The following is a 25,028-nucleotide window of genomic DNA, read 5'->3' as shown; positions in this document are numbered from 1 at the left end:
TTGGTATTAGGGATTAGTCTTATTTCGTTCAATAATTTTATTTCTTAATGATGACATCATTTTAGTTAATTCAGAAATTAATTTTCTATTATTTTCATTCTGTTCAAAACTAACATACTTTCTTCTTTTAGCTTTGGTACTACAACTTACACATTCATTAGCACTATGAATAGCATGATTAATATGCTTAACAAATTGAGCATCTGAACCAGGATATCCTTCTGCAAGGTTTAAAGCAATAGAATCTGCTGCTCTTCTAAATTGCGAAGACAAAGCATATAATTCGTGATTAGGAAATTGTTTTACTTGTTCATCAACCACTTCTCCAAAGTCCATAGCTTTTTGATATACTATTAAATCCTCAAATTTAAAATGGTAATTACTTTTCATACTAATGCCTATTTCCTAATCCCTAATTCCTCTCTAATTAAAAAAACGTTTTGTTTTCTCTATTCATTTTACGTAATAATGGACTGCAACGGTATCTATCTTCGTGGTACTCGTTATATAATTCATCCATTTTATTAACACACCAATCGATGCCTTTTTCATCTGCCCAAGCCAATAACCCTTTTGGATAGTTGACACCTTTGGTCATAGCATTATCTATATCTTCTGCTGAAGCAATATTTAAGAATAGTGCGTCTGCTGCTTCATTGATTAACATGACTAAAACTCTGTTGCATATTTGTTCTGCTACATCATTATCTTCTTTTGGTTCTGGTTTTACAGCTCCTTCAGAATAATCATAATAACCTTTTCCTGATTTACGTCCTAAATATCCTGCTTCTGCAAAACGCTTTTGTGTGAATGCTGGTTTATATCTTGGATCGAAATAAAATGCTGTAAATACGGTTTCGGTTACTGTATAATTAACATCATTTCCTATAAAATCCATCAACTCAAATGGTCCCATTCTGAAACCACCTAAACTTTTTAAACTGTAATCTATGGTTGTAAAATCTGCCAATCCTTCTTCATATATTCTTAATGCTTCGCCATAAAAAGGTCTTGCGACTCTGTTTACAATAAAACCTGGTGTGTCTTTAGCAACAGCCACAACTTTTTTCCAATTGGAAATCGTTTGAATGGCTTTTTCAAGCACTTCTTTTGAGGTTTGAATAGCAGGAATAACCTCCACCAATTTCATTAAAGGTGCTGGATTGAAAAAATGAATTCCGACACAGCGTTCTGGTTTTTGTAGTGAAGCTGCAATGGATGCTATGGATAAACTTGATGTGTTTGATGCTATGATGCAATCGTATGCAACATAACTTTCTAATTCTGAAAAGACTTTTTTCTTAATGTCTAGGTTTTCAATAATAGCTTCGATCGTTAAGTTAGCATCTGCTAAATCTTTAAGACTATCTACATAAGAAATGTTAGATTGAATTCTGTTTTTTTCTTCTGTATTTATTCGTCCTTTTTCAATTAAACGATTTAAAATTTTCTCCAAACTCGCTTTAGCTTTATCTAAAGCCGCTTGATTGGTATCGTATAATTTTACTTTACAACCAGCAGTTGCAGCAACTTGTGCTATGCCGCTTCCCATTGTGCCAGATCCTATTATTCCTACGTTCATTTATTTCTTTTTTATGGATTCCGCATCACGTGCAGAATGACAAAACTGTTATTTAATTGCCTTTGAAATTTGGTTTACGTTTTTCAATAAATGCAGCAACACCTTCGGCATAATCATTACTACTTGCTGCTTCTATTTGTAATTTAGATTCTAAAGCCAGTTGTTGCTCTAAAGTATTGGTTAATGATGCATTAAATGCTTCTTTAATTTTACCTAGAGCTAAGGTTGGCATGTTTGCTAATTTTAAAGCGAGTTTATTAACGTCTTCTTCAAAATTTTCTAATGGAATCATTTTGTAAATCATTCCCATTTTTTCTGCTTCTTCAGCTCCAATCTTATCACCTAACATAGCTAATGCTTGCGCTTTTTGAAAACCGATTAATCGAGGTAAAAAATACGTTCCTGCACTATCTGGAATTAAGCCTATTAAACTAAATGCTTGAATAAAATTCACTTTTTCATGTGCTACAACAATATCACAAGCTAAAGCAATATTGGCTGCTGCTCCAGCTGCAACACCATTTACTGCTGCGATAATTGGCTTTTTTATAGCACGAATTTTCATTATTATTGGATTATAGTGCTCGTCTAATATTTTTTTGAAACCAGGATTTAAGTCTGGATCTGTAACTTCCTTTAAATCTTGACCAGCACCAAACGCTTTTCCTGCTCCAGTGATTACAATGGCTCTAACGTCTGCATTTGCTTCGCAAGTATCTAAAGTATCTTGAAATAGAAATGCCATTTCGCGATTAATACTATTAAATACTTCTGGTCTGTTTAGCGTGATGTAAGCTATTTTATTTTCTATTTTTAAAAGAATGCTTTTACTCATATGTTTTTTATTTTGAATTCTGCATCAAATGCGGAATGACAAATCGTTTTATTTAAAAATTTCAGTTCTATTTTTTTGATGAGATCCTGAATCAAGTTCAGAATGACAATATGTTGTCATTTCAAACATTTAAAATAATCGAAAGGCTCTTGGCAATCGTCGCACTGAAATTGTGCTTTGCATGCTGTAGAACCAAACTGACTTACTAATCTTGTATTTGTGGAACCACAATTAGTACATTTCACCAATCGTTTTCCATTTAGCAACACGTCTTTATCTGCTTCTGCATTTAAAGGTGCTGCAATACCGTAATCTTCTAGCGCTTTTCGTCCTCTTGGTGTAATCCAATCGGTTGTCCAAGCTGGTGCAAGGATTAATTCTATTTCAGAATCATATCCTGCGGTTTTTAAAGCTGCTTTTATATCGTCACCAATCACGTCCATTGCTGGACAACCACTATAGGTTGGTGTGATTTGAACTTTCACTTTATTATTTTCGATGACAGCAGAACGGACAACTCCCATATCCATAATGGATAATACTGGAATTTCAGGATCAGACACTTTTTCCAGAATTGGAATTAATATTGATTCTATGTTTTGCTCTGTTGTTGTCATATTATTTTTTATGAGATCCTGAATCAAGTTCAGGATGACAAATCAATGATTTGTTACCATTCCATATTTGGATAGGTACGCTGCATGTATTGTAAATCGCTTAATAAATATCCTAAATGTTCTGTATGAATACCTTGTTTCCCTCCTTTTTGAAACCACTTAGATTCCGGAACAGTTAAAGTTGCTTCTTTTAAAACCGCTTCTACTTTCTCGTAATATGCTTCCTTTAGTTTGGTTACATCTACACCAACACCTTCTGAAACCATAGCTATATCTGCTTCGGTTTGATGAAAAAGCTCATCTGTGTAGGTCCATAAACCATCTATGGCTTCTTGCATTTTTTCTTTACTTTCAGCTGTTCCATCTCCCAATCGTTTTAACCAATCGGTAGAAAAACGTTGATGATAGCTTACTTCTTTTAGCGACTTTGTTGCAATTGCTGAAAGCGTTAAATCCTTACTTTTTTCCAATTGAGTTAAAAAGAGAAAGTGATACACATCGAACAAAAACTGACGTGCAATAGTATATGCAAAATTGGTATTTGGTTGTTCTACCAATAACACATTTACATATTCTCTTTCTTTACGAAGCATTGCAATATCATCTTCGGTTCTATTATCACCAGCTATTTTTGCTGCATATTGGTAATAGCTGCGTACTTGACCAAATAAATCTAGTGAAATATTAGTACAGGCAATATCTGTTTCTAAGCTTGGTCCGTGACCTGTTAACTCTCCTAGTCTTTGTCCAAGAATAAGTGAATTGTCTGCTATACCAAGTATGTATTTGTATAAGTTTTCGTTTTTCATTTTAATTGTTTCATTTGATAAGATCCTGAAACAAGTTCAGGATGACAAATCAAAGATTTATCACATATGCTTTACTTCGTCTGGTAAATCGTAAAATGTTGGATGACGATATACTTTATCTTGAGCAGGTTCAAACATTTCACCATTATTCTCAGGATTGGATGCTGTAATATGCTTAGATTCTACCACCCAAATACTTACACCTTCGCTTCTTCTAGTGTAGACATCTCTTGCGTTTTCTAATGCCATTTCCTCATCTGCTGCGTGTAAACTTCCGCAGTGACGATGTTCTAATCCGTTTTTACTTCTTACGAAGACTTCCCATAAGGGCCAATTTTTTGTTGACATAATTTCTAATGCCTGTGAGAACAGGTATCTTGTTAATTATATTTATGTTTTCTTTTTTCTTAATGTTCATTTTGTCTTGAAACAAAACGAACCAAAAGTTCAAGTTGAAATGAGGAATTTTTAAAACTTCTTTTAGAGTTTTAAAACCTCAAAATAAAATCTAAATTTTTTCCAAGGCTTCAAAAATTCTTAACGATTTCATTTTATTATTCTGCATTTCAACGTGGTGATTATTTGCTAACTGATTTTTAAATCAAAAGTCATTGACTATTTAACTTTATTAAACCGCTTTCTTCTCTTTTCTTTCTTGTTTCTTCTCCGCATGAGCCATTGCTGCGTCTCTAACCCATTCACCTTCTTCCCATGCATTTACTCTTGCTTTCATGCGTTCCTTATTCATTGGTCCATGACCTTTTACCACTTGCCAAAACTCGTCCCAATCGATTTCTCCAAAGTCATAACTTTGGCGTTCTTCATTCCATTTTAAATCTGGATCTGGAATGGTTAAACCAATTAATTCTGCTTGCGGAACGGTTTGATCTATGAACTGCTGACGTAAATCGTCGTTAGACTTACGTTTTAGTTTCCATTTCATAGATTGTGCTGTATGGATTGACTCTGCATCTGTTGGTCCAAGCATCATTAAACTTGGCCACCACCAACGATTTAAAGCATCTTGTGCCATTTCCTTTTGTTCTGGTGTTCCGTTTGCCAATTTTATCATGATTTCATACCCTTGACGTTGGTGGAAACTTTCTTCTTTACACACACGAATCATTGCTCTTGCGTATGGTCCATAAGACGTGTTACATAATGGCACTTGATTAATAATTGCTGCACCATCAACTAACCAGCCAATGGCTCCCATATCTGCCCAAGTTATTGTTGGATAGTTAAAAATAGATGAATATTTTGCTTTACCTGTATGTAACTGCTCGTACATTTCTTCTCTAGAAATACCTAAAGTTTCGGTTGCTGAATATAGATATAATCCATGTCCAGCTTCGTCTTGAACTTTTGCAAGCAATGCTACTTTACGTCTTAAAGAAGGTGCTCTTGTAATCCAGTTACCTTCTGGAAGCATACCTACAATTTCGGAATGTGCGTGTTGCGACATTTGCCTAATATGCGTTTTACGATATTTTTCTGGCATCCAATCTTTTGGTTCGATTTTCTCGTCTCTTGCGATACGTGCTTCGAATTGTTCTTCTAAATTTTTTACTTGTTCTTCACTCATAATCTTAAGCTTTTAGCTACTAGCTTTTGGCTTTTAGCTTGTTGAACTTCTTTTTTATTAGCTGTTGGCTGTTGGCCTTTTGCTGTTGGCGCGTTAAGGATTGAGGCTTTGTTGAAGCTCTTTTTTGTTTTTCTCAAAAAAAGCGACTGCCGAAAGCCTGACCCTTTTGGGTAACGCTAAAATTATTATTACATATAGATAAGATTCCCATTTTCATGGGAATGCTCGCCTTTGGCTCACACATCAAAATCGACGATTACTTTATCTGTTGTTGGTACTGCTTGACAGCTTAGCACCAGGTTTTGCGCGACTTCTTTATCGTCTAGCGCATAATTTATTTTCATTTCTACGTTTCCTTCTATGACCTCGCATTTGCAGGTGCTACAAACGCCACCTTTGCAGGCGAATGGCAAATCGGCTCCTGCACCTAAGGCTGCATCGAGAATGTTATCGTACTCTTTGGTCATGGTGAAGGCGAATTCTTTTCCGCCATCGACTATGGTTACTTCTGTTCCTTCTACATTTTGTTGTGCTAGACGCTCGGCTCTTTTAATATCTTCGTCTGATAAACCTGTTACGAATAACTCGAAATGCACGAGTTCTTTAGGTAAACCTGCGTTTACTAAATAGTCACTTACGAAGTGTACCATTTTTTCTGGTCCGCAAAGGAAAACCTCGCTTGTGTCTGGGATATCTATAAACGTTTTGGTTAAAACTTGCATCTTTTCATCGTCAAAACGTCCGTTAAACAACTCGATATCACGACGTTCTTTGGTTAAAAAATAATAGATTTCTAATCTACCAAAGTATGTGTTTCGAAGTTGCTCTAAGGCTTCTTTAAAGATTATTGATTTTGCTGTTTTATTAACGTAAAACAATTTGCAAGTTGCGTTAGGCTCTGCCGATAAATGTGCTTTTAACATTGAAAGCACTGGCGTGATACCACTTCCTGCTGCAAAAAACAGATAATTTTTTGATGCTTCTGGCTGTACCTCGACACCAAATGTTCCACTTGGCACCATAACTTCTAGCTCGTCTCCTGCTTTTAAATTATTATTTATATAACTTGAAAACTTACCTCCGGAAATTTGTTTTACTGCAACTTTCCACTCGTTATCGTTTGGGCCAGAACATAGTGAATATGAACGACGAACATCTTCGCCATTAATATCTGCTTTTAGCGTTAAATGCTGACCTTGACGAAATTTGAATTCGTTTTTTAAATTATCTGGAACAGCGAAAGAAACAACCGAAGTATCGTCTGTCTCCTTATATATATCTTGTATTTTTAGTTTATAGAATTGTGCCATTATTATTTCTTAATCCTTAAACTAACACTTGTTAGTTAGTGATACAAAGTTAAGAAATAATTTGATACCTAAATGTTAATTCCGTGAATGAGTACTTTATTTAAATTATTTGCTAAATCGTTTGCGTTGAGTTCTTCTTTTTTAGGTATCCATATATATAGTGATCGTAATGTGGTAAGCATTGAAAACATTACAATTTCTGGATTTACATTTTTAAGTTCTGACGATTCAATACCTTGTTGTATGATGGAAAGAAAATCTTTTTCGTAATTATCTCTTAAACTTAAATAATAGTTTAATTGTGTTTCTAAATGCATCCAATCGTTATTTAAGGATGCCATTCCATATATATTTTCACTTGCTATTTTTACATGCAAAGCAACAATTTGCTTTAGCTTATCTATACAAGATAGTTTTGAGTCTTGTACCAGCTTCATGCCTTGTGTAAATTCTTCGGCAATTGAAATTATTATAGTATTTAAAATATCTTGTTTAGAATTTATATGGTTGTAAAGACTGGCTGCTTTTATTCCCATAGCTGTTGCCAAATCTCGCATAGTAACCGCACTGTATCCTTTTTCTTTAAAAAGTTTAGCTGCTACTCTTATTATTTCTTCTTTACGTGTTTCTTGTTTCATCGCCACTAATATACATATTCAACAGAAATTAAAAGATTAAAAAAATTACCTTATAAATGCGGTTTTATTATTCATAACTTTGTAAATCTCTAATTTATATTATTTTAATTTTTAGAATGAACCAGAACATTGAGACAAATCCACTTATAGACAGACTTCCTCCTCATTTAAAACAATTTATAAAGCCGCAAAATTATGATGATTACAGCCCAATTAATCAAGCTGTTTGGCGTTATATTATGAGAAGAAATGTTTTTTATTTAAGTAAAGTTGCTCACCATTCTTATTTAAAAGGGCTTGATTTAACAGGTATTTCCATAGAATCCATCCCAAGCATGTATGGCATGAACCGTATATTAAAAAATATTGGTTGGGCTGCTGTTGCTGTAGATGGTTTTATTCCTCCTAATGCTTTTATGGAGTTTCAAGCTTATAAAGTTTTAGTTATAGCTTCAGATATTAGGCAATTAGAAAATATAGAATATACACCTGCTCCAGATATTATACATGAAGCCGCAGGACACGCTCCAATTATTGCAAACCCAGATTATGCTGAGTACTTAAGACGTTTTGGAGAAATAGGGTCGAAAGCTATTTTATCTTCACATGATAATGACATGTACGAAGCTGTTCGTACTTTATCTATTTTAAAAGAAGCTTCAACATCAACTATCGAAGAAATTGCCAAAGCCGAAGAACATGTAAATACTTTACAAAATAAAAAAGTACCACTTTCTGAAATGGCAAAAATCAGAAATTTACATTGGTGGACTGTAGAATACGGACTAATAGGCTCTATTAAAAGCCCAAAAATTTATGGTGCTGGATTACTATCTTCCATTGGTGAAAGTGAATGGTGCATGACAGATGCTGTAATTAAAAAACCATACAGCATTGATGCTGCCGAAGTAGAATTTGATATTACAAAACCACAGCCTCAACTTTTTGTTACTCCAGATTTTGCTTATCTTATGGAAGTTCTTGAAGAATTTTCTAGTACTATGGCTTTAAGAAAAGGCGGTTTTAGAGGTATGCAAAAATTAATAGATTCTAAAAAAATAGGAAGTATTGAACTTAATACTGGTTTACAAATTTCTGGCGTATTTACTGAAATGATAACCGATGAAGACAACAATGTTGTATTTTTTAAAACAGAAGGTCCTACAGCTTTAGCTAATAGAGAAAAAGAATTAATTGGGCACGGACAACATGAAAATATAAATGGTTTTTGTTCGCCTATTGGAAAATTAAAAGGCATCAATCTTGCTATTGAAGATATGGGACCACGCGATCTTAAAGCTTACAACTTTTACGATGGCAAACGTTTATTTATAGAATACGATAGCGGTATTACCGTAGAAGGCTTAAACGTAACTGGAATAAGAAATATTTATGGTAAATTAATTTTAATTGAATTTGAAGATTGCACTGTTAAACATAAAGACAGAATATTATTTTCTCCAAATCAAGGCTCTTTTAAACTTGCAGTTGGCTCATCTATAGTTTCTGCTTTTGCAGGTGCAGCAGATTTTAGATCTTTTAATAATTTGTATCATGTTTCTGAAACAAATACAGAACAAAATATTAAAAGCGAAAAAACATTAGCGTTAGAACGTTTATATAAAAATGTTAGAGATTTAAGAAGTTTAGAATATTCTAAAGAAAGCGTAACTTTGATTGTACAAAGTTTAAAAAGTGACCATCCAGAGGATTGGTTATTACTTTTAGAACTGTATGAAATTACAAATAAGAGCGATCAAAATTTAAGTGAATTACTATTAACACATTTAGATGATATAAAACATAAAAGACCAGAAGTTGCTCATCTAATTACAAATGGTCTTGAATTAACAAATTAAAATTATGGGATTTTTAGATTTTATTTTTGGTGCTAAAAAACGACAAGTTGAAACATATTTAAATAATGGCGCAGTGATTTTAGACGTAAGAAGTCAACGCGAATGGGATAAAGGCCATATTGAAAATGCTGTACACATACCAATAGACGAATTAAACAATCGTGTTGATGAAGTTAAAGCTTTAAACAAACCTATTATAGCTTGTTGCGAAAGTGGTGTACGTTCTGCCAAAGCAGCAAAATTTTTAAACTTAAATAATATTAGCGCTATAAATGGTGGTGGTTGGATTGGTTTAAAAAAGAAATTATAATTTTAAACCGTTTAATTCTTCCACTGCTTGTATGGTATTTTGATTGTATTGCAGTGTCCATCCTAGAGAATTAGTAAGAATATAAAATTTAGCTAACTCACTAATTAATCTATTTTGTGCATTAGATTTTAAATCTGAAGCTTCGATTTTTTTCATAAATTGCTGGTTTACCGTTTTTTTAATGGCATTATAATCTTTTGCCTCAAATGGGTTTAAAAAATCGGCTTGTACATCGTAGTACTCAAAATCGGGATTAATTTTTATTTCTTCCTTTGGAATATTTAAAATAGTTAGCGTTTTTGTTTCTTCGTTAATTTTATATTCAATTTTACTTAAATCGTAAGCCACAGTAACATCTGCATTTACAACTACCAACGCTTTTTTTTCTACAGAAATTAAACTTCCAAATAAATCTTTTGAATTATTATAATTAAATACTTGACTAAAATGACCTTCGGTAACCACAAGTTTACCAACATTTTTAAGTGATTCTTGAATTAAAGCAGAGTTTTCTTGAAGCGTAATTTTGTCTTCTTTTTTATCACTACAGTATTTAAAGCCAAAGAGTATTATTAAGGTTATAATGACTCCAAAAAGTATCTTTCTCATACATCTAATATAGTGAAAGATTAATTTACAAGTAATAAATTAAACCTAAAAAAACACCAAAAACTTTTAAATAAAATAACTTAATTAAGTAATTGATGTTTTAATTAAATAGATGATTAATAGCATAGTAAATATAAAAACAAGAACTTTAAGAGCAGCAAAAAATCGTTAAAATGATGTCTAAATTAGACCAATGAAAAAAGCAAATTTGCAATGTTTACATTACATTATGTTTTAGCTTTACGATTAAATTAAAGTAACTAACTGTAAAATTTTAAACAAAAAAAAACATCAGTATACAAGTTTCTCGTACTTGAATACTGATGTTTGGGAATAGAGTTGATTAATAGCAAAAACAATTTAAGTTTAATTATTCTAAGTTCTTTTTTTATTCGATAAAATCACCAAAAAACTGTTTAAATGTATAATTAATAGATAAATTATTAAAAAAATATCAACATCACAAAAAATGTTACATAATTTTACATTCTATTTAAAATATAATATGTGGAAATTGAGATATTAATGATTCCTTTTTAACATTTAGTTTAAACAAAAACTTTTGGTGAGCTTGAGACTCTCTATTAAATGGTTTATGCTGAAGTCCTCTTTGCACAACATTTACCTCATCCATTATTTTTTGAGTTTCTATACTCATCCAAACGTCTTGAAATTTATGCCATATATATTTTATAGCTGTATCATTAGGATGCAACATATCGCTCTTATAAAAACGATAATCGCGAAGCTCATCCATCATAATCTCGTAAGATGGAAAATAAAGCGCATTTTTATTTACAACTTGATGTATAGCAGATATTAGATGTGACTTGCTTTGCATATTTTCTACAAAGCCATCTTTAATATGCCTTACTGGAGACACTGTAAAAACTACTGTAGCATGTTTATTTAGCTTTTTTATATTTTCTAAACAATTTTGAAGACTATCCTCTATGCCTTTAATAGACAGTAGTGTTTTTTTAAATGCTTTTTGAGGCACTTTATGGCAATTAGCTACAATTTTATTTTCTTCTATTAAATTATAAATCCAAGCTGTACCTAAGGTAATTATAATATGTGTTGATTCTAAAATACTTTTTTCAAGTAAAAGTAATTGTGCATTTAAATTTTTAAGCAAACCTTCTTTTGAAGTATTACTTAACACCGAATGCGCATCAAAACTATGCCATTGTTCATTATGAAAAAAGACATCGCTGTCTGTATATTTTTTTTGCTGAAGTGCTTTTAAAACTACTGTTTCTATAGCTTTAGGATGAAATAATATACCAAAAGGATTTGAAACCGATTGAAATTTGAAATAATCCAACTCACTACCTATATTCTCTGAAAAACAAGAACCTAAAAGCAAGAGTTTTGAATTATAATCGATAAGATTATGCTCTTGCTTTTTAAGTTTTATGTTTGTTTGTAGTTTCATTTATAAGCTTAGCTTTTTAATTAAAGCAGCATTATTGAATGTATTTTTTCGCTTCGTTTAAAGCCTCTTGAATCCCTTCAGGATTTTTTCCGCCTGCGGTTGCAAAAAATGGTTGTCCGCCGCCGCCGCCTTGAATTAATTTCCCTAATTCTCTAACAACAGTTCCTGCATTTAATCCTTTTTCGGCTACTAATTCTTTAGAAATATAACATGTTAATAATGCTTTTCCGCCAGTATCTGCACCAAATATTAGGAATAAATTTTTATGCTTTTGTCCTAAATCGAAAGCTACATCTTTAATTCCAGAAGCGTCTAAATCTACTTTTTCGGCTAAAAATTGCACACCATTAATTTCGGTTAAATTATTTTCTAATTCAGCTTTTAAATTTTTGGCTTTGTCTTTAAGTAAACTTTCAATTTGCTTTTTTAAGTCATTATTTTCAGTTTGCAGTTTCACTAAAGCTTCTTTAGGATCTTTTGCATTGTTTAATAATGATTTCATTTCAGAAAACACCTTGCTATTTTCAGCATAAAAATCTTTAACAGCATCACTTGTAATTGCTTCAATTCTTCTTATTCCAGAGGCAACTGCGCCTTCTGATACTATTTTAAAATGCCAGATATCGCTAGTATTTTTTACATGCGTACCACCACATAATTCTATAGATTGCCCAAAACGAATTGTTCTTACAGTGTCTCCATATTTTTCACCAAATAAAGCCATTGCGCCATCTTCAATCGCTTGGTCCATTGGTACATTTCTATTTTCTTCTAACTCCAATTTACCGTCAATTCTTCGGTTTACAAAGTCTTCAACCTCTTGTAATTGTTCGTTTGTAACTTTAGAAAAATGAGAAAAATCAAAACGTAAGTATTTTGAGTGCACTGCACTACCTTTCTGCTCAACGTGTGTTCCTAAAACCTCACGTAATCCTTGATGTAATAAATGTGTTGCTGTATGGTTACACTCTGTTCTATAACGTTGTTTTGCATCTACAACAGCTTTAAAGGTTTCATTTAAATGCTTTGGAAGATTTTTAGCAAAATGAATGATTACGTTATTTTCCTTTTTGGTATCTAAAATATAAACAACATCTCCGTGAGCATCTTCTAAATATCCTTTATCACCAACTTGTCCGCCACCTTCAGCATAAAACGGTGTTAAATTAAATACAAGTTGATACATTTCACCATCTTTTTTAGAGGTTACTTTTCTATATCGTGTAATTTTCACATTAGCTTCTAAAGCATCATAACCAATAAATTCTTGCTCAGCATCTTCAACTAGCGTTGTCCAATCGTCAGATTTTAAAGCTGATGATTCTCTACCACGACTTTTTTGTTTTTCAAGCTCTGCATTAAATTCTTCTACATTATATGTGTAGCCTTTTTCACGTAGAATTAAATCGGTTAAATCTTCAGGAAAACCATAAGTATCTTTTAACTCAAATACCTTAGCGCCTAAAACTTCTTTTCCTTTTGTAGTTTCTATAATACGGTCTAGTAATAATAAACCTTGATCTAATGTTCTTAAAAAAGAGGTTTCTTCTTCTTTAATTACATTTTCAATAAGTTGTTTTTGTGTTTTTAATTCTGGGAATGCTTCTCCCATTTTATCACTTAAAACATCTACTAAACGGTAAATAAAAGGTTCTTTTTTGTCTAAAAATGTAAAACCATAACGTACTGCGCGACGTAAAATTCTACGTATTACATATCCAGCACCTGTATTACTAGGCAATTGTCCATCGGCAATTGAGAATGCTACTGCACGTACGTGGTCTGATATTACTCGAATAGCAATATCTGTTTTTTCGTTTTTATTGTATTCTTTATCTGTTATGGTTTCAATTTCACGAATAATTGGTGTAAAAACATCTGTATCGTAATTAGATTGTACATTTTGCAACACCATACATAAACGCTCAAATCCCATGCCTGTATCTATATGCTTATTTGGCAAACCTTCAAGCGAACCATTTGCTTTACGGTTATATTGCATAAATACAAGGTTCCAGATTTCGACCACTTGTGGGTGATCCATATTTACTAAATCTTTACCGTTTACTTTTGCTTTTTCTTCAGCCGAACGTATATCTACATGTATCTCACTACAAGGTCCGCAAGGTCCTTGTTCTCCCATTTCCCAGAAATTATCTTTTTTATTACCTTTTAAAATGCGGTCTTCGCTAATGTATTGTTTCCAAATATCATAAGCTTCTGTATCCATATCAAGCTTATCGCTATCTTCGCTACCTTCAAAAACAGTAACATATAAAATATCTTTATCTATTTTATAAACTTCGGTTAACAACTCCCAAGCCCAAGCAATAGCTTCTTTTTTAAAGTAATCTCCAAAAGACCAGTTTCCTAACATTTCGAATAAAGTATGGTGGTAAGTATCGTAACCAACTTCTTCTAAATCGTTATGTTTACCAGAAACACGTAAACATTTTTGAGAATCTGTTAAACGCGTATTTTTAGGTTCAGAATTTCCCAAAAAATACTCTTTAAAAGGAACCATTCCAGCATTTACAAACATTAACGTTGGATCATCCTTTAAAACCATAGGTGCAGAAGGCACAATACTGTGTTTCTTTTTTTCGAAAAAATTTAAAAATGTAGAGCGAATATCTTGAGATTTCATCTGTTTATTTCTTGCTTTTATATTAATAAATGAAACTCACTTTACGACTTAAGCTTTATAAAACCTAATGCCAATGGCTTATTTCAATTAGTATTGTTAATAATCTTGCTTTAACTAATCGCGAACGTTAGAAAACAATTTATATATTTGTTTTGCGTTTTTATGAAAGCTGCTCGCTTTTGAGCAAAGTTTCAGTGCAAAAATAGCATAAATTAGATAATGAGTAAGGTAAAATATTATTATGATGCAGATACGTTATCGTATCGTAAAATTACACGAAAAAAAAGGCGTACTTTTAAGTATGCAGTAGCGTTTTTATTTTCGGCAGCAGTATTTGGAATTTTAACTGTGCTTCTTGCGAGCCAGTTTTTAGAATCTCCAAAAGAAAAAGCACTTAAACGTGAATTAAGCAATATGCAACTGCAGTTTGAATTGCTTAACAAAAAAATGGATGAAGCTGATGCTGTTTTAGCAAGCATAGAAGATAGAGACAACAACATTTATAGATTGTATTTTGAAGCAAACCCAATACCAGAAGAACAACGTAAAGCTGGCTTTGGCGGTGTTAACAGGTATAAAGTTTTTGAAGGCTTTGACAACTCTAAACTTATAAAAGAAAGTAATAAACGTATAGATATACTACAAAAACGTATTGTTGTACAATCTAAATCTTTAGATGAAATTGCCATTTTAGCAGAAGAAAAAGAAAAATTCCTAGCAACTATTCCTGCAATACAACCGGTGAACAATGAAGATTTAACCCGAATGGCATCCGGTTTCGGTATGCGAACAGACCCATTTACAAAAGCCCGAAAAATGCATTGGGGAATGGATTTTACAGCTCCTCGCGGCACACCTGTATATGCTTCTGGCGATGGTGTTGTAACAAGAGCAGATAGTAACTCTTCTGGTTACGGTAAGCATATACGTATAGATCATGGCTATGGTTATGTATCCTTATATGCACATTTATACAAATATAACGTAGGTAAAAACCAAAAAGTAAAACGTGGAGATTTAATAGGTTTTGTGGGAAGTACAGGCCGAAGTGAAGCACCGCACTTACACTACGAAATTTTTAAAGACGACCAACGCATAAACCCAATAAACTTTTACTATGGTAGCTTAACAGCCGAAGAGTTTAATAAGTTACTAGAGCGTGCATCATTAGAAAATCAATCTCTAGATTAATGCAAATTAACCTTCCAGAAAAACGTTATTATTCTATTGGTGAAGTTGCTAAAGCTTTTAACGTAAACACGTCTTTAATTAGATTTTGGGAAAAAGAATTCGATTTATTAAAACCTAAAAAAACAGCTAAAGGCAATCGTAAATTTACGCCAGAAGATATAAAGAATCTTAAATTTATATATCACCTAGTTAAAGAGCGAGGTTTTACTTTAGAAGGTGCAAAAACGCATTTAAAAGAAGAAAAACAAAAAAGCCTAACTAATTTTGAAATTATTAGTAAATTAGAAGGAATCAAGGCACAGTTAATAAAATTAAAAAATGAATTATAAAGCACTACCAGAAAACTCAACTAAAAAACCAAACACCATGAAAAAATTTCTTATACCACTTATAGTTATTGGCCTTATTATTTTTGCTATTTACTCTTGGGGAGTTGGCATAAATAATACAGCAGTAGAGCTTGAAGCCAATGCAAAGACAGCATGGTCTAACGTAGAAAGTAGCTACCAAAGAAGAAGCGATTTATATAGTAGTGTTATAAAAACAGTACAAGGGTCGGCAGATTTTGAAAGAAAAACTTTAAACGAAGTTATAGAAGCAAGATCTAAAGCTACCTCTGTAAATATTGATGCTAATAATTTAACACCAGAAAATGTAGCTAAATTTCAACAAGCGCAAAGCCAGTTAAGCGGTTCGTTTAGTAGACTTATTGCATCATTTGAGCGTTATCCAGAATTAAGAACAACAGAGCAGTTTAAAGAATTTATTTCGCAACAAGAAGGAACAGAAAACCGTATTAATGTTGCAAGAGACAGATATAATGATGCTGTAAATAAATACGATATTTATACTACAAAATTTCCAAATAAAATACTTGCAGGCATGTTTGGCTTTAAAGAAATGGCTAGATATAAAGCAGATCCAGGTTCTGAAAAAGTTCCAGATGTAGAATTTAATTTCGAATAGATTATACATGCAAAATCCTGTTGAAGCCTTTTTAACCACCATTGAAGAACAAGAAATTGTTGCCGCAATACGTGAGGCAGAATTACAAACTTCTGGAGAAATACGTGTGCATATTGAAACCTCTGCAAAAGGTAATATTGAAGCGCGAGCTTTAGAAGTATTCTCTATTTTAAAAATGCACAATACAGAATTACATAATGGTGTTTTAATTTATGTAGCGGTAAACGATAAGGCTTTTGCTATTTATGGAGATAAAGGTATTAATAGTGTTGTATCAAAAACATTTTGGGACGATACTAAAAACACAATACAAATCCATTTTAAAAACGGAAATTACAAACAAGGCTTGGTAGACGGTATTCTTTTAGCTGGAAACCAGTTAAAATCTTATTTCCCAAGATTAGAAAATGACACAAACGAGTTAAGCAACACTATTTCTAAAGGATGAAAAGAACAAAGCAGCATCTCGTTTATAAAACAAGCTTAAAAAAAAGCATACTAAAAAAAGTAATTTTAGTAATGTCTCTATTTTTTATAGGTCAAATTGCTTTTGCCCAATTTGAAATTCCACCTAAACCATCAAAAAAAAATGGTGGCCAAACCAGTGTTTATGATTATATAGACTTATTGCAACCTGGACAAAAAACCAACTTAGAGCATAAACTTGTTAAATATTCTGATACAACTTCAACACAAATTGTTGTAGCAATTATCTCTTCAACTCAAGGAGAATACATAAACTATCTTGGCACGCAATGGGCACAAAAATGGGGAATTGGAGATCAAGAAAAAGATAATGGTATCTTTATTTTATTAGCTCGTGATGACAGAAAAATAGGCATTAGCACAGGATATGGCACAGAGCATTTAATGACAGATGCTATGTCGCGTCGTATAATAGAGCGAGACATTATCCCATACTTTAAACGTAACGATTATTATGGAGGTTTAAATCGTGGAGCCGATGCCATTTTTGAAGTTATGAATGGTGAATACCAAGGTACAAGACAAAATGATAGTGGTACTTTTCCGGCTGGAGTTGCTTTCTTTTTACTTATTGTATTTATTATTCTAATTATTTCAATTGTAAAAAACAGAAATGGTGGCGGTAACAATGGCAGTGGTTACGATAGCCGAAACACTACACGAGACATACTCGAAGCTATTATACTTAGTAATTCTGGTCGTGGTGGCTATAGAAGTGGTTCTGGTGGTTTTGGCGGCGGTTTTGGAGGTAGCTCTGGTGGCGGTTTTGGCGGTGGCTTTGGCGGCGGCGGTTTTGGCGGTGGTGGCGCTTCTGGTGGTTGGTAAATTAGTATTACAATTAACTTTTAAAACAGAAGTTATAATATGAAAAACTTCATACTGTTTTTATGTTTCATATTTACAATTTCTTGTAAACAAGACGTTTCTAACCTTGAAAAAAATGAAAATTTTATTCAAGATTACACCAATTTATTTTCTACCACTGAAGCGAAATTTCTTTTAGAAAAAATTAAAAATCACCAATTTAAAACCAGTAATCAAATTTGTATTTATACTATAGACTCTTTACCTAAAAATGTAACGGCATTAAATCATGCTACGTTACTTGCCACACAACTTGGTGTTGGGTTAAAAGAAAAAAATAATGGTCTTTTATTATTAATTTCTAGATACGATCGAGCCATTGCGATTGCTACGGGTATAGGAACAGAGAAACAAATTACAGATACAGTTGCTTATACAATTATTGAAAATACAATTGTACCTAATTTTAAAAACCAGGAATTTTATAAAGGTGTTTCAATAGCATTAGATTCTATTTTTGTTAAATGGAATTAATCGAAGAAAAACACATCATTTCCTCCTGTTTTTCCTTTTGGTCCTAAACTATTAAACTTCCAACTAAAGCTTACCATAAAAAACTGCTGCAGGACTGTACTTTGTGAATCTTCTATATAATCTTGAGTTGCTGTACGCCTAGCGTTGGTGTTTTGGTTAAGCAAATCGTAAACTTTTAAAGTTATTGCTGCTTTATCTTTTAAAATAGAATATGCTAAAGTAGAATTCCAGAACCAAGCACTTTTTTGAAAACCATCTGCCACATCTGGATTATAATTATAACTTATATCGTTACGCCATTCTAATTTTTTTGGTAAAAATGTTGCTGTTCTTAATCCTGCAGAATGCCTTGTAAACTCTCTATCTTCAAAAGCTTCAATATCGTAAGCATTATTTGTAAAAGTTATACGATAGTATGGTTTAAACTCTAATACTTTAGTCCAAACAAAATCTACACCAAAATTTGGTGTAATACTACTTACGTTACTTGAGTATTTTACATCATTATTAAAATTAATATTTCTATTAAAATTAGCCCAAGCGCCACCACGTAATCTTACACTTTTAACCGAATCTATTTTTATGCGTTTACTATAACTTCCAGAGGCTCCAAATCTATAATTACCATCTACGTTTTCGTATGTTGTTACACGCTCTAAACTTTCTGGATCTACAATTGTTTTTGATACGACTTGGTTATTGTCTATGCTTCCGTTTAAGTTAAAATAAAGTCCTGTACGTTTTTGCCAATCGTAGTTATTAAAACCTAAATAGAAATTATGATTATTTGCAGGTCCTAAATTTGGATTACCTATTATGGTATTTAATGGGTTTGATACATCTGTAAATGCTTGTAATTGTCTTAATTGTGGTGGATTATTTCGTAATCTATAATTAAAATACAATGATGCTTTTTCACTAAATCTATAATCTGTGCTATAACTTAATTCTAAATTTTTAAATTTTCTTTCTACATTAAATTGTGGACGTAGAAGATCTTCATTTTTAAGTGTTCTAAAGTTATAACTGGCATTAAATCTTGTAGACCATTTTTCACCTCTATAGGTTATTCCTATTCCTGGAATACTTCTAGAATCTGTATAATTAAAGTCTGTACTTAAATCTGTATTAAATTCTGAATAAGTCTGGCTTACTTCATCAAAATCGAAAGTACTTTGTGTGTTTTCATCTCTATCTCGAGAGTATTCGTACTCAAAATTTAAAAATAATTTTTTAGCAATTAACGGTAATCTATAAGTAAATTCTCCAGTTACACCGTTACTTTCATTATCACCTATTGTGTATTGGTTTCTAACTATTGTTTCTGGGTTTGTACCAAATATTTCGGTATTAGAATTTAAGAAATCGTCGCTTTCGTTTCTTCCTATAGTATTTTCTAATTCAAACTTTAAAAAAGCGCCTTTACTTCCTAAACGTTTAGTTACACTTAAATCGTTTTTAAATTGTTTTGCAAAACTTTCTACATTAGAGTTTGTAGAAGATTGGTTGGTTAAAACACGGTCGCTATTTAAAGTCTCGTCGTTATTACTGTATCTTGTATTGTTTTTTGAATAAGAAAATGAAGGCTCAATATTAATTTGAAACGTTGAATCTGTTTCTATTTCAAATTCTAGATTTACAGTGTGACTGTCTGTGTCATTATCTGATCTAGAATTTGAATTTGTAAAAAATCGAGAGTCTGATAGAATGGTTTCTCTTTGCGAAGAACTCTCATTAAAAGAACTACTAGATGCATAAAAATAATCGCCATTAGCTTCAATTTTCTCACCAATTTTATCGGCGTAATTAGCACCTATATTTTGTGAGGTTGTAATACCTTGTCCACCACCAAAAGATCTTCCTCCAATAGAAAAAGAACCATTACTATTAAATGTCATGCCGCCGCCACGACCAAACATTTTAGAAATTTCACCAAAGCTAAAACCTGGTGAATTAGTATTATTACCACCTGCTAAAACGCTTATTCTTCTATCATTATCAAACACATTAACCATACCGGCAAGTTCATACCTTTCATCTGTTCCTCCACCAGCAGAAACACGCCCAAATACACCTTTATTGTTTTCTTCTTTTATGGTTAAGTTAATGGTTTTATTCTCTTTATCTCCAGCTTCTCCTGTAAAGGCTTCAGATTTTGTTTTGGTATCTACAATCTGAATTTTCTCTATAATATCTTTTGTTAAGTTTTTAGTTGTAATGGTTGGGTCGTCACCAAAAAACGGTTTGCCGTTTACAAGAATTTTATTTACTTCCTTTCCGTTTACTTTTATTTTTCCTTCTTCATCTACCTCAACTCCTGGTAATTGTTTTAGCAAGTCCTCTACGTTAGCGTCTTTTTTAGTTTTGAAAGATTTTACGTTAAACTCTAAAGTATCTTTTTTAATGGTTACCGGAGCGACAGATTTTATTACAACTTCATCTAAAGTATTAGAACTTATTTCTAGAGAAACTGTTCCTAAATTAAATTCTTTTTTATCCATTTTCAGCTCTTTAAAATAGGTTTTATAACCTACATAAGAAATGAATAAATTAAGGTTACTATCTCCTGTTTCATCTTCTAATTTAAAGTTTCCGTTTCTGTCGGAAATAGTATAAGCAACCAAAGAGCTGTCTTTTACTCTTTGCAAGTAAACTGTGGCTGCCTCAAGTGGTAACTGGTCGTCTGAGCCAATTAATTTTCCTGTTACTAAAAAATCTTTTGTTTGTGAGAATGAAATTGAGACAAATAAAATTGAAACAATTAGAAGTAGCTTTCGCATATTTTTTTGATTGGTTTTTTGATTGATGATATTTATAGCGTAATATCAAGAACGAAAATACCACAGTAATGTTATGATTTTCTTAAAGGAATTATAAAATTTACTTAAATAGACTGTTTTTTTTAGAATTTATCGCTTAAGCGTAAAATGGCCTGTAAAATTTTTCCCGTTTTGTAGAGTGGCAGAAAACCAATAATCTGAAGTTGGAAGCAAAGCTCCCTTGTATCTTCCATCCCATTTAGGATTAAGATTGTTTAATGTTTGTAGATGTTTACCAAAACGATTAAAAATTAAAACCTGAAAGATTTCGTTAGTATTTAAGCCATCTATACTCCAAGTTTCATTTTTATTGTCTCCATTAGGTGTAAAAAAGTAAGGATAACCAATAACATTGACATTAGTAGAAACAGTACCGCAATTATTTAAAACATCTTTTACATAAACAGTATGGTTTCCTGGACTTACACCTATAAAGTTATTGGAAACCTGATATGGACCCAAACTATTGTCTAAAGCAAATTCATATTCGCCTTCTCCAGATACTAAAACAAAAATGGAATTATTCTCAACTATATCTTCAACATTTACATCTACAAAAGTTGCTATATTAGATGGCAACACGTCTATAATTCTTGTTGTTTCACATTGTGTTTGTGAGTTTGTAATAGTTACACTATAAATTCCTATTTCATTAATTTGAATGGTTTCTTGAGTGTCTCCTGTAGACCAACTATATGTATAATTTGAATTATCTAAAACAACACCGCTTGAAATATTTATAGTTCCTGGATAATTATTTAAACAATAATATTTTTGAGAGTCTCCAATTGTTTCTGGTAAATTTTCAACTTGTAAACTAAGTTCTGAAACACCATAACAATTTCCGTTTTCATTTCCCATAACGTAAAGTGTTTGCAAAAATGGAACCGTATTAGTGTATGTTGTATTTAAAGCATTTGTTTGCAACTCCACATCTTGTAGTGTCTCATAAAACTCCAAATTAATTCCAGGTGGTAAACCTTGCACTAATTGTGCACTTGCATCTAAAAGGTTAAATGTTGTTATTCCATCGCTACCTAAATCTTCACAACTAATAAGTGTAGCATTATTTAAAACGTTTGTTCCTACTTCTAAAACAATTGCTGTATGACGACTACAACCTGTATTTGTATTTGTTACTCTAGCGTATATAGTTTGAGGATTTGTTGTATTTACAAAAGCTTCTCCATTAATGCTATTACTTAAATTTGAATCTTCAAAAAACTCAACTGTTGTATTTGGTATTGCTCCAGAAATATCATTTGCGCTATTATTTAATACAAAAGTTGCTATACCGTTAGTCGTGAAATTATCATTACACTCGAAAATTGTTATTGAATTTGCTATAGGTTGTTGATTTATTGTTGCTGTAATTTGAGTTTTTGCAGGTGTGTTACAGCCAGAAAACATAGGACTAACCCAATAATTTGTTGTTGTAGAAATTGAAGGATTAAATGTTAAACCATTAAAAATAGGAGTTGTAGATGTTGCCGAGTCAAACCATAAAACAGTATCTGTATTAGTTTGTAGTGTTAAAGAAACTGGAGTGTTTTCACAAAAATCAAGAGTACTTATTCCAAGTATTTTAGGTGTAACAATAGTTGTGCTTGCAGATAAGTTTACTTGTGCATCGCCTGGCATACCACCAAATTCTACTAAATAACCTTGAGGATGATAAGGACTTCCTACTACATCTCCAGCAATTGGTAAATCGTTCCAAGAGCCAGGATTACCAATACTGGGATCTGTAATATGTGCGTAATGCTCGTTACCTCCAAAATTGTTAGGTTCTGCATTATTCCAAAAACTAAACGCATTGTTTTGTGTAGAACCATTAAAATTACCAATCCAAAACACAGTACCAGCTTCTGGACCAGTAACCCATTTCCATTCGCCCTCATTATCTACATCGTTAGCACCTATCCAGCCTGTACCTGGACTTTGCTCTCCTGCAAGTTGAGATTCTTCAGCAGTTGTTATTGTTGCTAAATACCCTTGTAAACCAAAAAAAGTTTGATTTTCGGCAGCAGTTTTAGCATCGTCCCAACGAATTCCTTCATTAGAAACATAAAAATAATAATGTCCTGTTGAAGGTAAATAATTAGCGTTACCTAAGTTAATGGATATGGTTTTATCTTCATTAAAACTGGTTTGAGATGTTTGAAAAACCACAGCTAAAATTGCTGTCTCGTATTCTGAAAATGATGCGGTTCCTGATAGTGTAAGCTCTCCTTGAATAGCAGACCAAGTTGCTATAATATTTGGTTGTAAGTTACTTAACATTAAAACATCTTCTCCTTGACTGTAACCTTGAGAAATTTGAATAACGACTACATCTAAAGTTGTATCTCCGGCGTCTGGATCGGTTATAGACACATTAGAAACTATAGGTACATTTGATCCTGGACAATAATTTATATTTCCCGCAGCTATAATTTCTGGCGGATTATTTTGAGCCCAAGACATACAAATAGCAACTAATGCTAATGCTGTTAGTAATACTGTTTTATTTTTAAATAACATGAAACGTAAAAGTAAACAAGTTTTTTACTTTTGAATGCATAACCTGTTAGTTCTTTAATTCTTTTTGTTACTTAACCTAACCCTTTTATTTATTTTTTACGCATATATACACTTACCGGAACACCTTCAAAATCAAATAAATCACGTAATTTATTTTCTAAAAAACGCTTGTAAGGTTCTCTAACGTATTGCGGTAAATTACAGAAAAATGCAAATTGTGGTTGTGGTGTAGGTAGTTGCATTATGTATTTAATTTTTACAAACTTACCTTTATATGCTGGTGGTGGATAATTTTCTATTATTGGTAGTAAAGTATCATTTAAAACACTTGTTTTAATTTTTTTACTTCGGTTTTTATAAACCTCAACAGCTGTTTCTATTGCTTTATAAATACGTTGCTTTGTAAGCGCAGAGATAAATACAATTGGCACATCTGTAAATGGTTCGATTTGAGAACGAATATATTTTTCAAATTCGTTAGTAGTTTTATTGTCTTTTTCTACTAAATCCCATTTATTAACTAGTATTACAATACCTTTTCTATTTCTTTCGGCTAACCAAAAAATGTTTTGTACTTGCCCATCGAAACCTCTATTTGCATCTACAACTAATAAGCATACATCACTATGTTCTATAGCTCTAACACTACGCATAACAGAGTAAAATTCTAGATCTTCTTTTACTTTAGATTTTTTTCTAATTCCTGCAGTATCAACTAAATTAAAATCGAAACCAAAGCGGTTATACTTTGTATCTATAGCATCACGAGTGGTTCCTGCAATATCTGTAACAATATATCTATCTTCTCCTATTAAAGCATTAATAAATGATGATTTACCTGCATTAGGACGACCAACTACAGCAAATCGTGGCAACTCGTCTTTTTCTTCTTCTTCTTCCTGTTCTGGTAAGGCTTCAACTAATGCGTCTAGTAAATCTCCTGTACCGCTTCCGTTTATACTTGCTATTGTAAAATAATCTCCTAAACCAAGACTATAAAACTCTACTGCATCTTCTGCTCTTTTTCCGTTATCGACTTTATTTACAACTAAAAAAACTGGTTTTGTTACTTTTCGTAATAGTCTAGCAACATCTTCATCCATTCCTGTAACTCCAGCTTCTACATCTACCATAAAAATTATAGCATCTGCTTCTTCAATAGCTAACTCTACTTGTTTATCTATTTCGGCTTCAAAAATATCGTCACTTCCTTTAACATAACCTCCAGTATCTATTAAGGAGAATTCTTTTCCATTCCAATCACTTTTACCATAATGGCGATCTCTAGTCACTCCACTAACGGCATCTACAATCGCCTCACGACGTTGTATTAAACGGTTAAAGAATGTTGATTTTCCAACATTTGGTCTTCCTACTATAGCTACTATATTACTCATAATTTATGTTTTAGTCTGCATTACATATCCTGTAAGCGGCTGCAAAGGTAATGTTTAGTTTAAGATAAA

Annotated in this window: 23 protein-coding genes; 8 read left to right on the top strand and 15 right to left on the bottom strand. The window is 32.3% G+C overall.

Annotated features, from left to right (window positions below; translation table 11 throughout):
• Positions 1–6 precede the first annotated feature (6 nt).
• The 9 genes from LACAL_RS08115 to LACAL_RS08075 form a co-directional block, all read right to left on the bottom strand.
• Positions 7–390, bottom strand: a complete 384-nt coding sequence (locus LACAL_RS08115) for a four helix bundle protein (RefSeq protein WP_013870242.1) — start codon at positions 388–390, stop codon at positions 7–9.
• Positions 391–427: 37 nt separating this feature from the next.
• On the bottom strand, positions 428–1,582 hold the full coding sequence (locus tag LACAL_RS08110; protein ID WP_013870241.1) for a 3-hydroxyacyl-CoA dehydrogenase NAD-binding domain-containing protein: 1,155 nt from the start codon (positions 1,580–1,582) through the stop codon (positions 428–430).
• Between the two features lie 52 nt (positions 1,583–1,634).
• Entirely contained in the window at positions 1,635–2,417 is a 783-nt protein-coding gene (locus LACAL_RS08105) for an enoyl-CoA hydratase-related protein (RefSeq protein WP_013870240.1), read from the bottom strand.
• 116 nt (positions 2,418–2,533) lie between these two features.
• Positions 2,534–3,034: a 1,2-phenylacetyl-CoA epoxidase subunit PaaD gene (gene paaD / locus LACAL_RS08100; RefSeq protein ID WP_013870239.1), complete on the bottom strand. Its 501-nt coding sequence runs from the start codon at positions 3,032–3,034 to the stop codon at positions 2,534–2,536.
• Between the two features lie 53 nt (positions 3,035–3,087).
• Positions 3,088–3,843 carry a 1,2-phenylacetyl-CoA epoxidase subunit PaaC gene (gene paaC / locus LACAL_RS08095; RefSeq protein WP_013870238.1) on the bottom strand — a complete coding sequence of 252 codons (756 nt, stop codon included), beginning with the start codon at positions 3,841–3,843 and terminating at the stop codon, positions 3,088–3,090.
• Between the two features lie 60 nt (positions 3,844–3,903).
• Positions 3,904–4,191: a 1,2-phenylacetyl-CoA epoxidase subunit PaaB gene (gene paaB, locus LACAL_RS08090; RefSeq protein ID WP_013870237.1), complete on the bottom strand. Its 288-nt coding sequence runs from the start codon at positions 4,189–4,191 to the stop codon at positions 3,904–3,906.
• Between the two features lie 280 nt (positions 4,192–4,471).
• The gene (gene paaA / locus LACAL_RS08085) at positions 4,472–5,428 is read right to left on the bottom strand and encodes a 1,2-phenylacetyl-CoA epoxidase subunit PaaA (RefSeq protein ID WP_013870236.1); all 957 of its coding nucleotides are present in this window, start codon (positions 5,426–5,428) and stop codon (positions 4,472–4,474) included.
• 236 nt (positions 5,429–5,664) lie between these two features.
• Positions 5,665–6,738, bottom strand: coding sequence for a 2Fe-2S iron-sulfur cluster-binding protein (locus tag LACAL_RS08080; protein ID WP_013870235.1), 1,074 nt, complete (start codon positions 6,736–6,738; stop codon positions 5,665–5,667).
• 68 nt (positions 6,739–6,806) lie between these two features.
• On the bottom strand, positions 6,807–7,376 hold the full coding sequence (locus tag LACAL_RS08075) for a TetR/AcrR family transcriptional regulator (protein ID WP_013870234.1): 570 nt from the start codon (positions 7,374–7,376) through the stop codon (positions 6,807–6,809).
• 116 nt (positions 7,377–7,492) lie between these two features.
• Here LACAL_RS08075 and LACAL_RS08070 point away from each other — a divergent pair, with 116 nt between their 5' ends.
• The gene (locus tag LACAL_RS08070; protein ID WP_013870233.1) at positions 7,493–9,235 is read left to right on the top strand and encodes an aromatic amino acid hydroxylase; all 1,743 of its coding nucleotides are present in this window, start codon (positions 7,493–7,495) and stop codon (positions 9,233–9,235) included.
• Positions 9,236–9,239: 4 nt separating this feature from the next.
• Entirely contained in the window at positions 9,240–9,545 is a 306-nt protein-coding gene (locus LACAL_RS08065) for a rhodanese-like domain-containing protein (RefSeq protein WP_013870232.1), read from the top strand.
• Here LACAL_RS08065 and LACAL_RS08060 read toward each other — a convergent pair.
• The 3 genes from LACAL_RS08060 to alaS all read right to left on the bottom strand — a co-directional run bounded on the left by LACAL_RS08060 (position 9,540) and on the right by alaS (position 14,239).
• Entirely contained in the window at positions 9,540–10,154 is a 615-nt protein-coding gene (locus LACAL_RS08060) for a DUF4230 domain-containing protein (RefSeq protein ID WP_013870231.1), read from the bottom strand. The two genes, LACAL_RS08065 and LACAL_RS08060, sit on opposite strands and share 6 nt — an antisense overlap.
• A gap of 493 nt (positions 10,155–10,647) precedes the next feature.
• On the bottom strand, positions 10,648–11,592 hold the full coding sequence (locus tag LACAL_RS08055; RefSeq protein WP_013870230.1) for a GSCFA domain-containing protein: 945 nt from the start codon (positions 11,590–11,592) through the stop codon (positions 10,648–10,650).
• 31 nt (positions 11,593–11,623) lie between these two features.
• On the bottom strand, positions 11,624–14,239 hold the full coding sequence (gene alaS / locus LACAL_RS08050) for an alanine--tRNA ligase (RefSeq protein WP_013870229.1): 2,616 nt from the start codon (positions 14,237–14,239) through the stop codon (positions 11,624–11,626).
• A 219-nt stretch (positions 14,240–14,458) separates the two neighbouring features.
• Here alaS and LACAL_RS08045 point away from each other — a divergent pair, with 219 nt between their 5' ends.
• The 6 genes from LACAL_RS08045 to LACAL_RS08020 all read left to right on the top strand — a co-directional run bounded on the left by LACAL_RS08045 (position 14,459) and on the right by LACAL_RS08020 (position 18,220).
• Complete coding sequence (locus LACAL_RS08045) at positions 14,459–15,430, top strand: M23 family metallopeptidase (RefSeq protein ID WP_013870228.1); 972 nt, start codon at positions 14,459–14,461, stop codon at positions 15,428–15,430.
• Positions 15,430–15,759 carry a MerR family transcriptional regulator gene (locus LACAL_RS08040; RefSeq protein ID WP_013870227.1) on the top strand — a complete coding sequence of 110 codons (330 nt, stop codon included), beginning with the start codon at positions 15,430–15,432 and terminating at the stop codon, positions 15,757–15,759. Before LACAL_RS08045 ends, LACAL_RS08040 begins: the two co-directional genes overlap by 1 nt.
• Positions 15,760–15,796: 37 nt before the next feature.
• Positions 15,797–16,396: a LemA family protein gene (locus tag LACAL_RS08035; protein ID WP_041301826.1), complete on the top strand. Its 600-nt coding sequence runs from the start codon at positions 15,797–15,799 to the stop codon at positions 16,394–16,396.
• Positions 16,397–16,403: 7 nt separating this feature from the next.
• Positions 16,404–16,844: a TPM domain-containing protein gene (locus LACAL_RS08030; RefSeq protein WP_013870225.1), complete on the top strand. Its 441-nt coding sequence runs from the start codon at positions 16,404–16,406 to the stop codon at positions 16,842–16,844.
• Between the two features lie 71 nt (positions 16,845–16,915).
• Positions 16,916–17,707, top strand: a complete 792-nt coding sequence (locus LACAL_RS08025; RefSeq protein WP_041301824.1) for a YgcG family protein — start codon at positions 16,916–16,918, stop codon at positions 17,705–17,707.
• Positions 17,708–17,746: 39 nt separating this feature from the next.
• Positions 17,747–18,220, top strand: coding sequence for a YgcG family protein (locus LACAL_RS08020; RefSeq protein ID WP_013870223.1), 474 nt, complete (start codon positions 17,747–17,749; stop codon positions 18,218–18,220).
• Here the strand turns inward: LACAL_RS08020 and LACAL_RS08015 are convergent.
• From LACAL_RS08015 to der, 3 genes are all read right to left on the bottom strand, one after another.
• Positions 18,217–21,000: an outer membrane beta-barrel protein gene (locus LACAL_RS08015; protein WP_013870222.1), complete on the bottom strand. Its 2,784-nt coding sequence runs from the start codon at positions 20,998–21,000 to the stop codon at positions 18,217–18,219. The two genes, LACAL_RS08020 and LACAL_RS08015, sit on opposite strands and share 4 nt — an antisense overlap.
• Before the next feature lie 129 nt (positions 21,001–21,129).
• Positions 21,130–23,562 (bottom strand): T9SS type B sorting domain-containing protein, encoded by a 2,433-nt coding sequence (locus tag LACAL_RS08010; protein WP_013870221.1) that lies wholly within the window; start codon positions 23,560–23,562, stop codon positions 21,130–21,132.
• A gap of 89 nt (positions 23,563–23,651) precedes the next feature.
• On the bottom strand, positions 23,652–24,959 hold the full coding sequence (gene der / locus LACAL_RS08005; RefSeq protein ID WP_013870220.1) for a ribosome biogenesis GTPase Der: 1,308 nt from the start codon (positions 24,957–24,959) through the stop codon (positions 23,652–23,654).
• Positions 24,960–25,028 lie beyond the last annotated feature (69 nt).

It is taken from the genome of Lacinutrix sp. 5H-3-7-4 (assembly GCF_000211855.2).
In the GTDB taxonomy this organism is placed as follows: domain Bacteria; phylum Bacteroidota; class Bacteroidia; order Flavobacteriales; family Flavobacteriaceae; genus Lacinutrix.
Note: the sequence above shows the minus strand (reverse complement) of the source record. Positions and strands in the feature narration are given on the sequence as shown.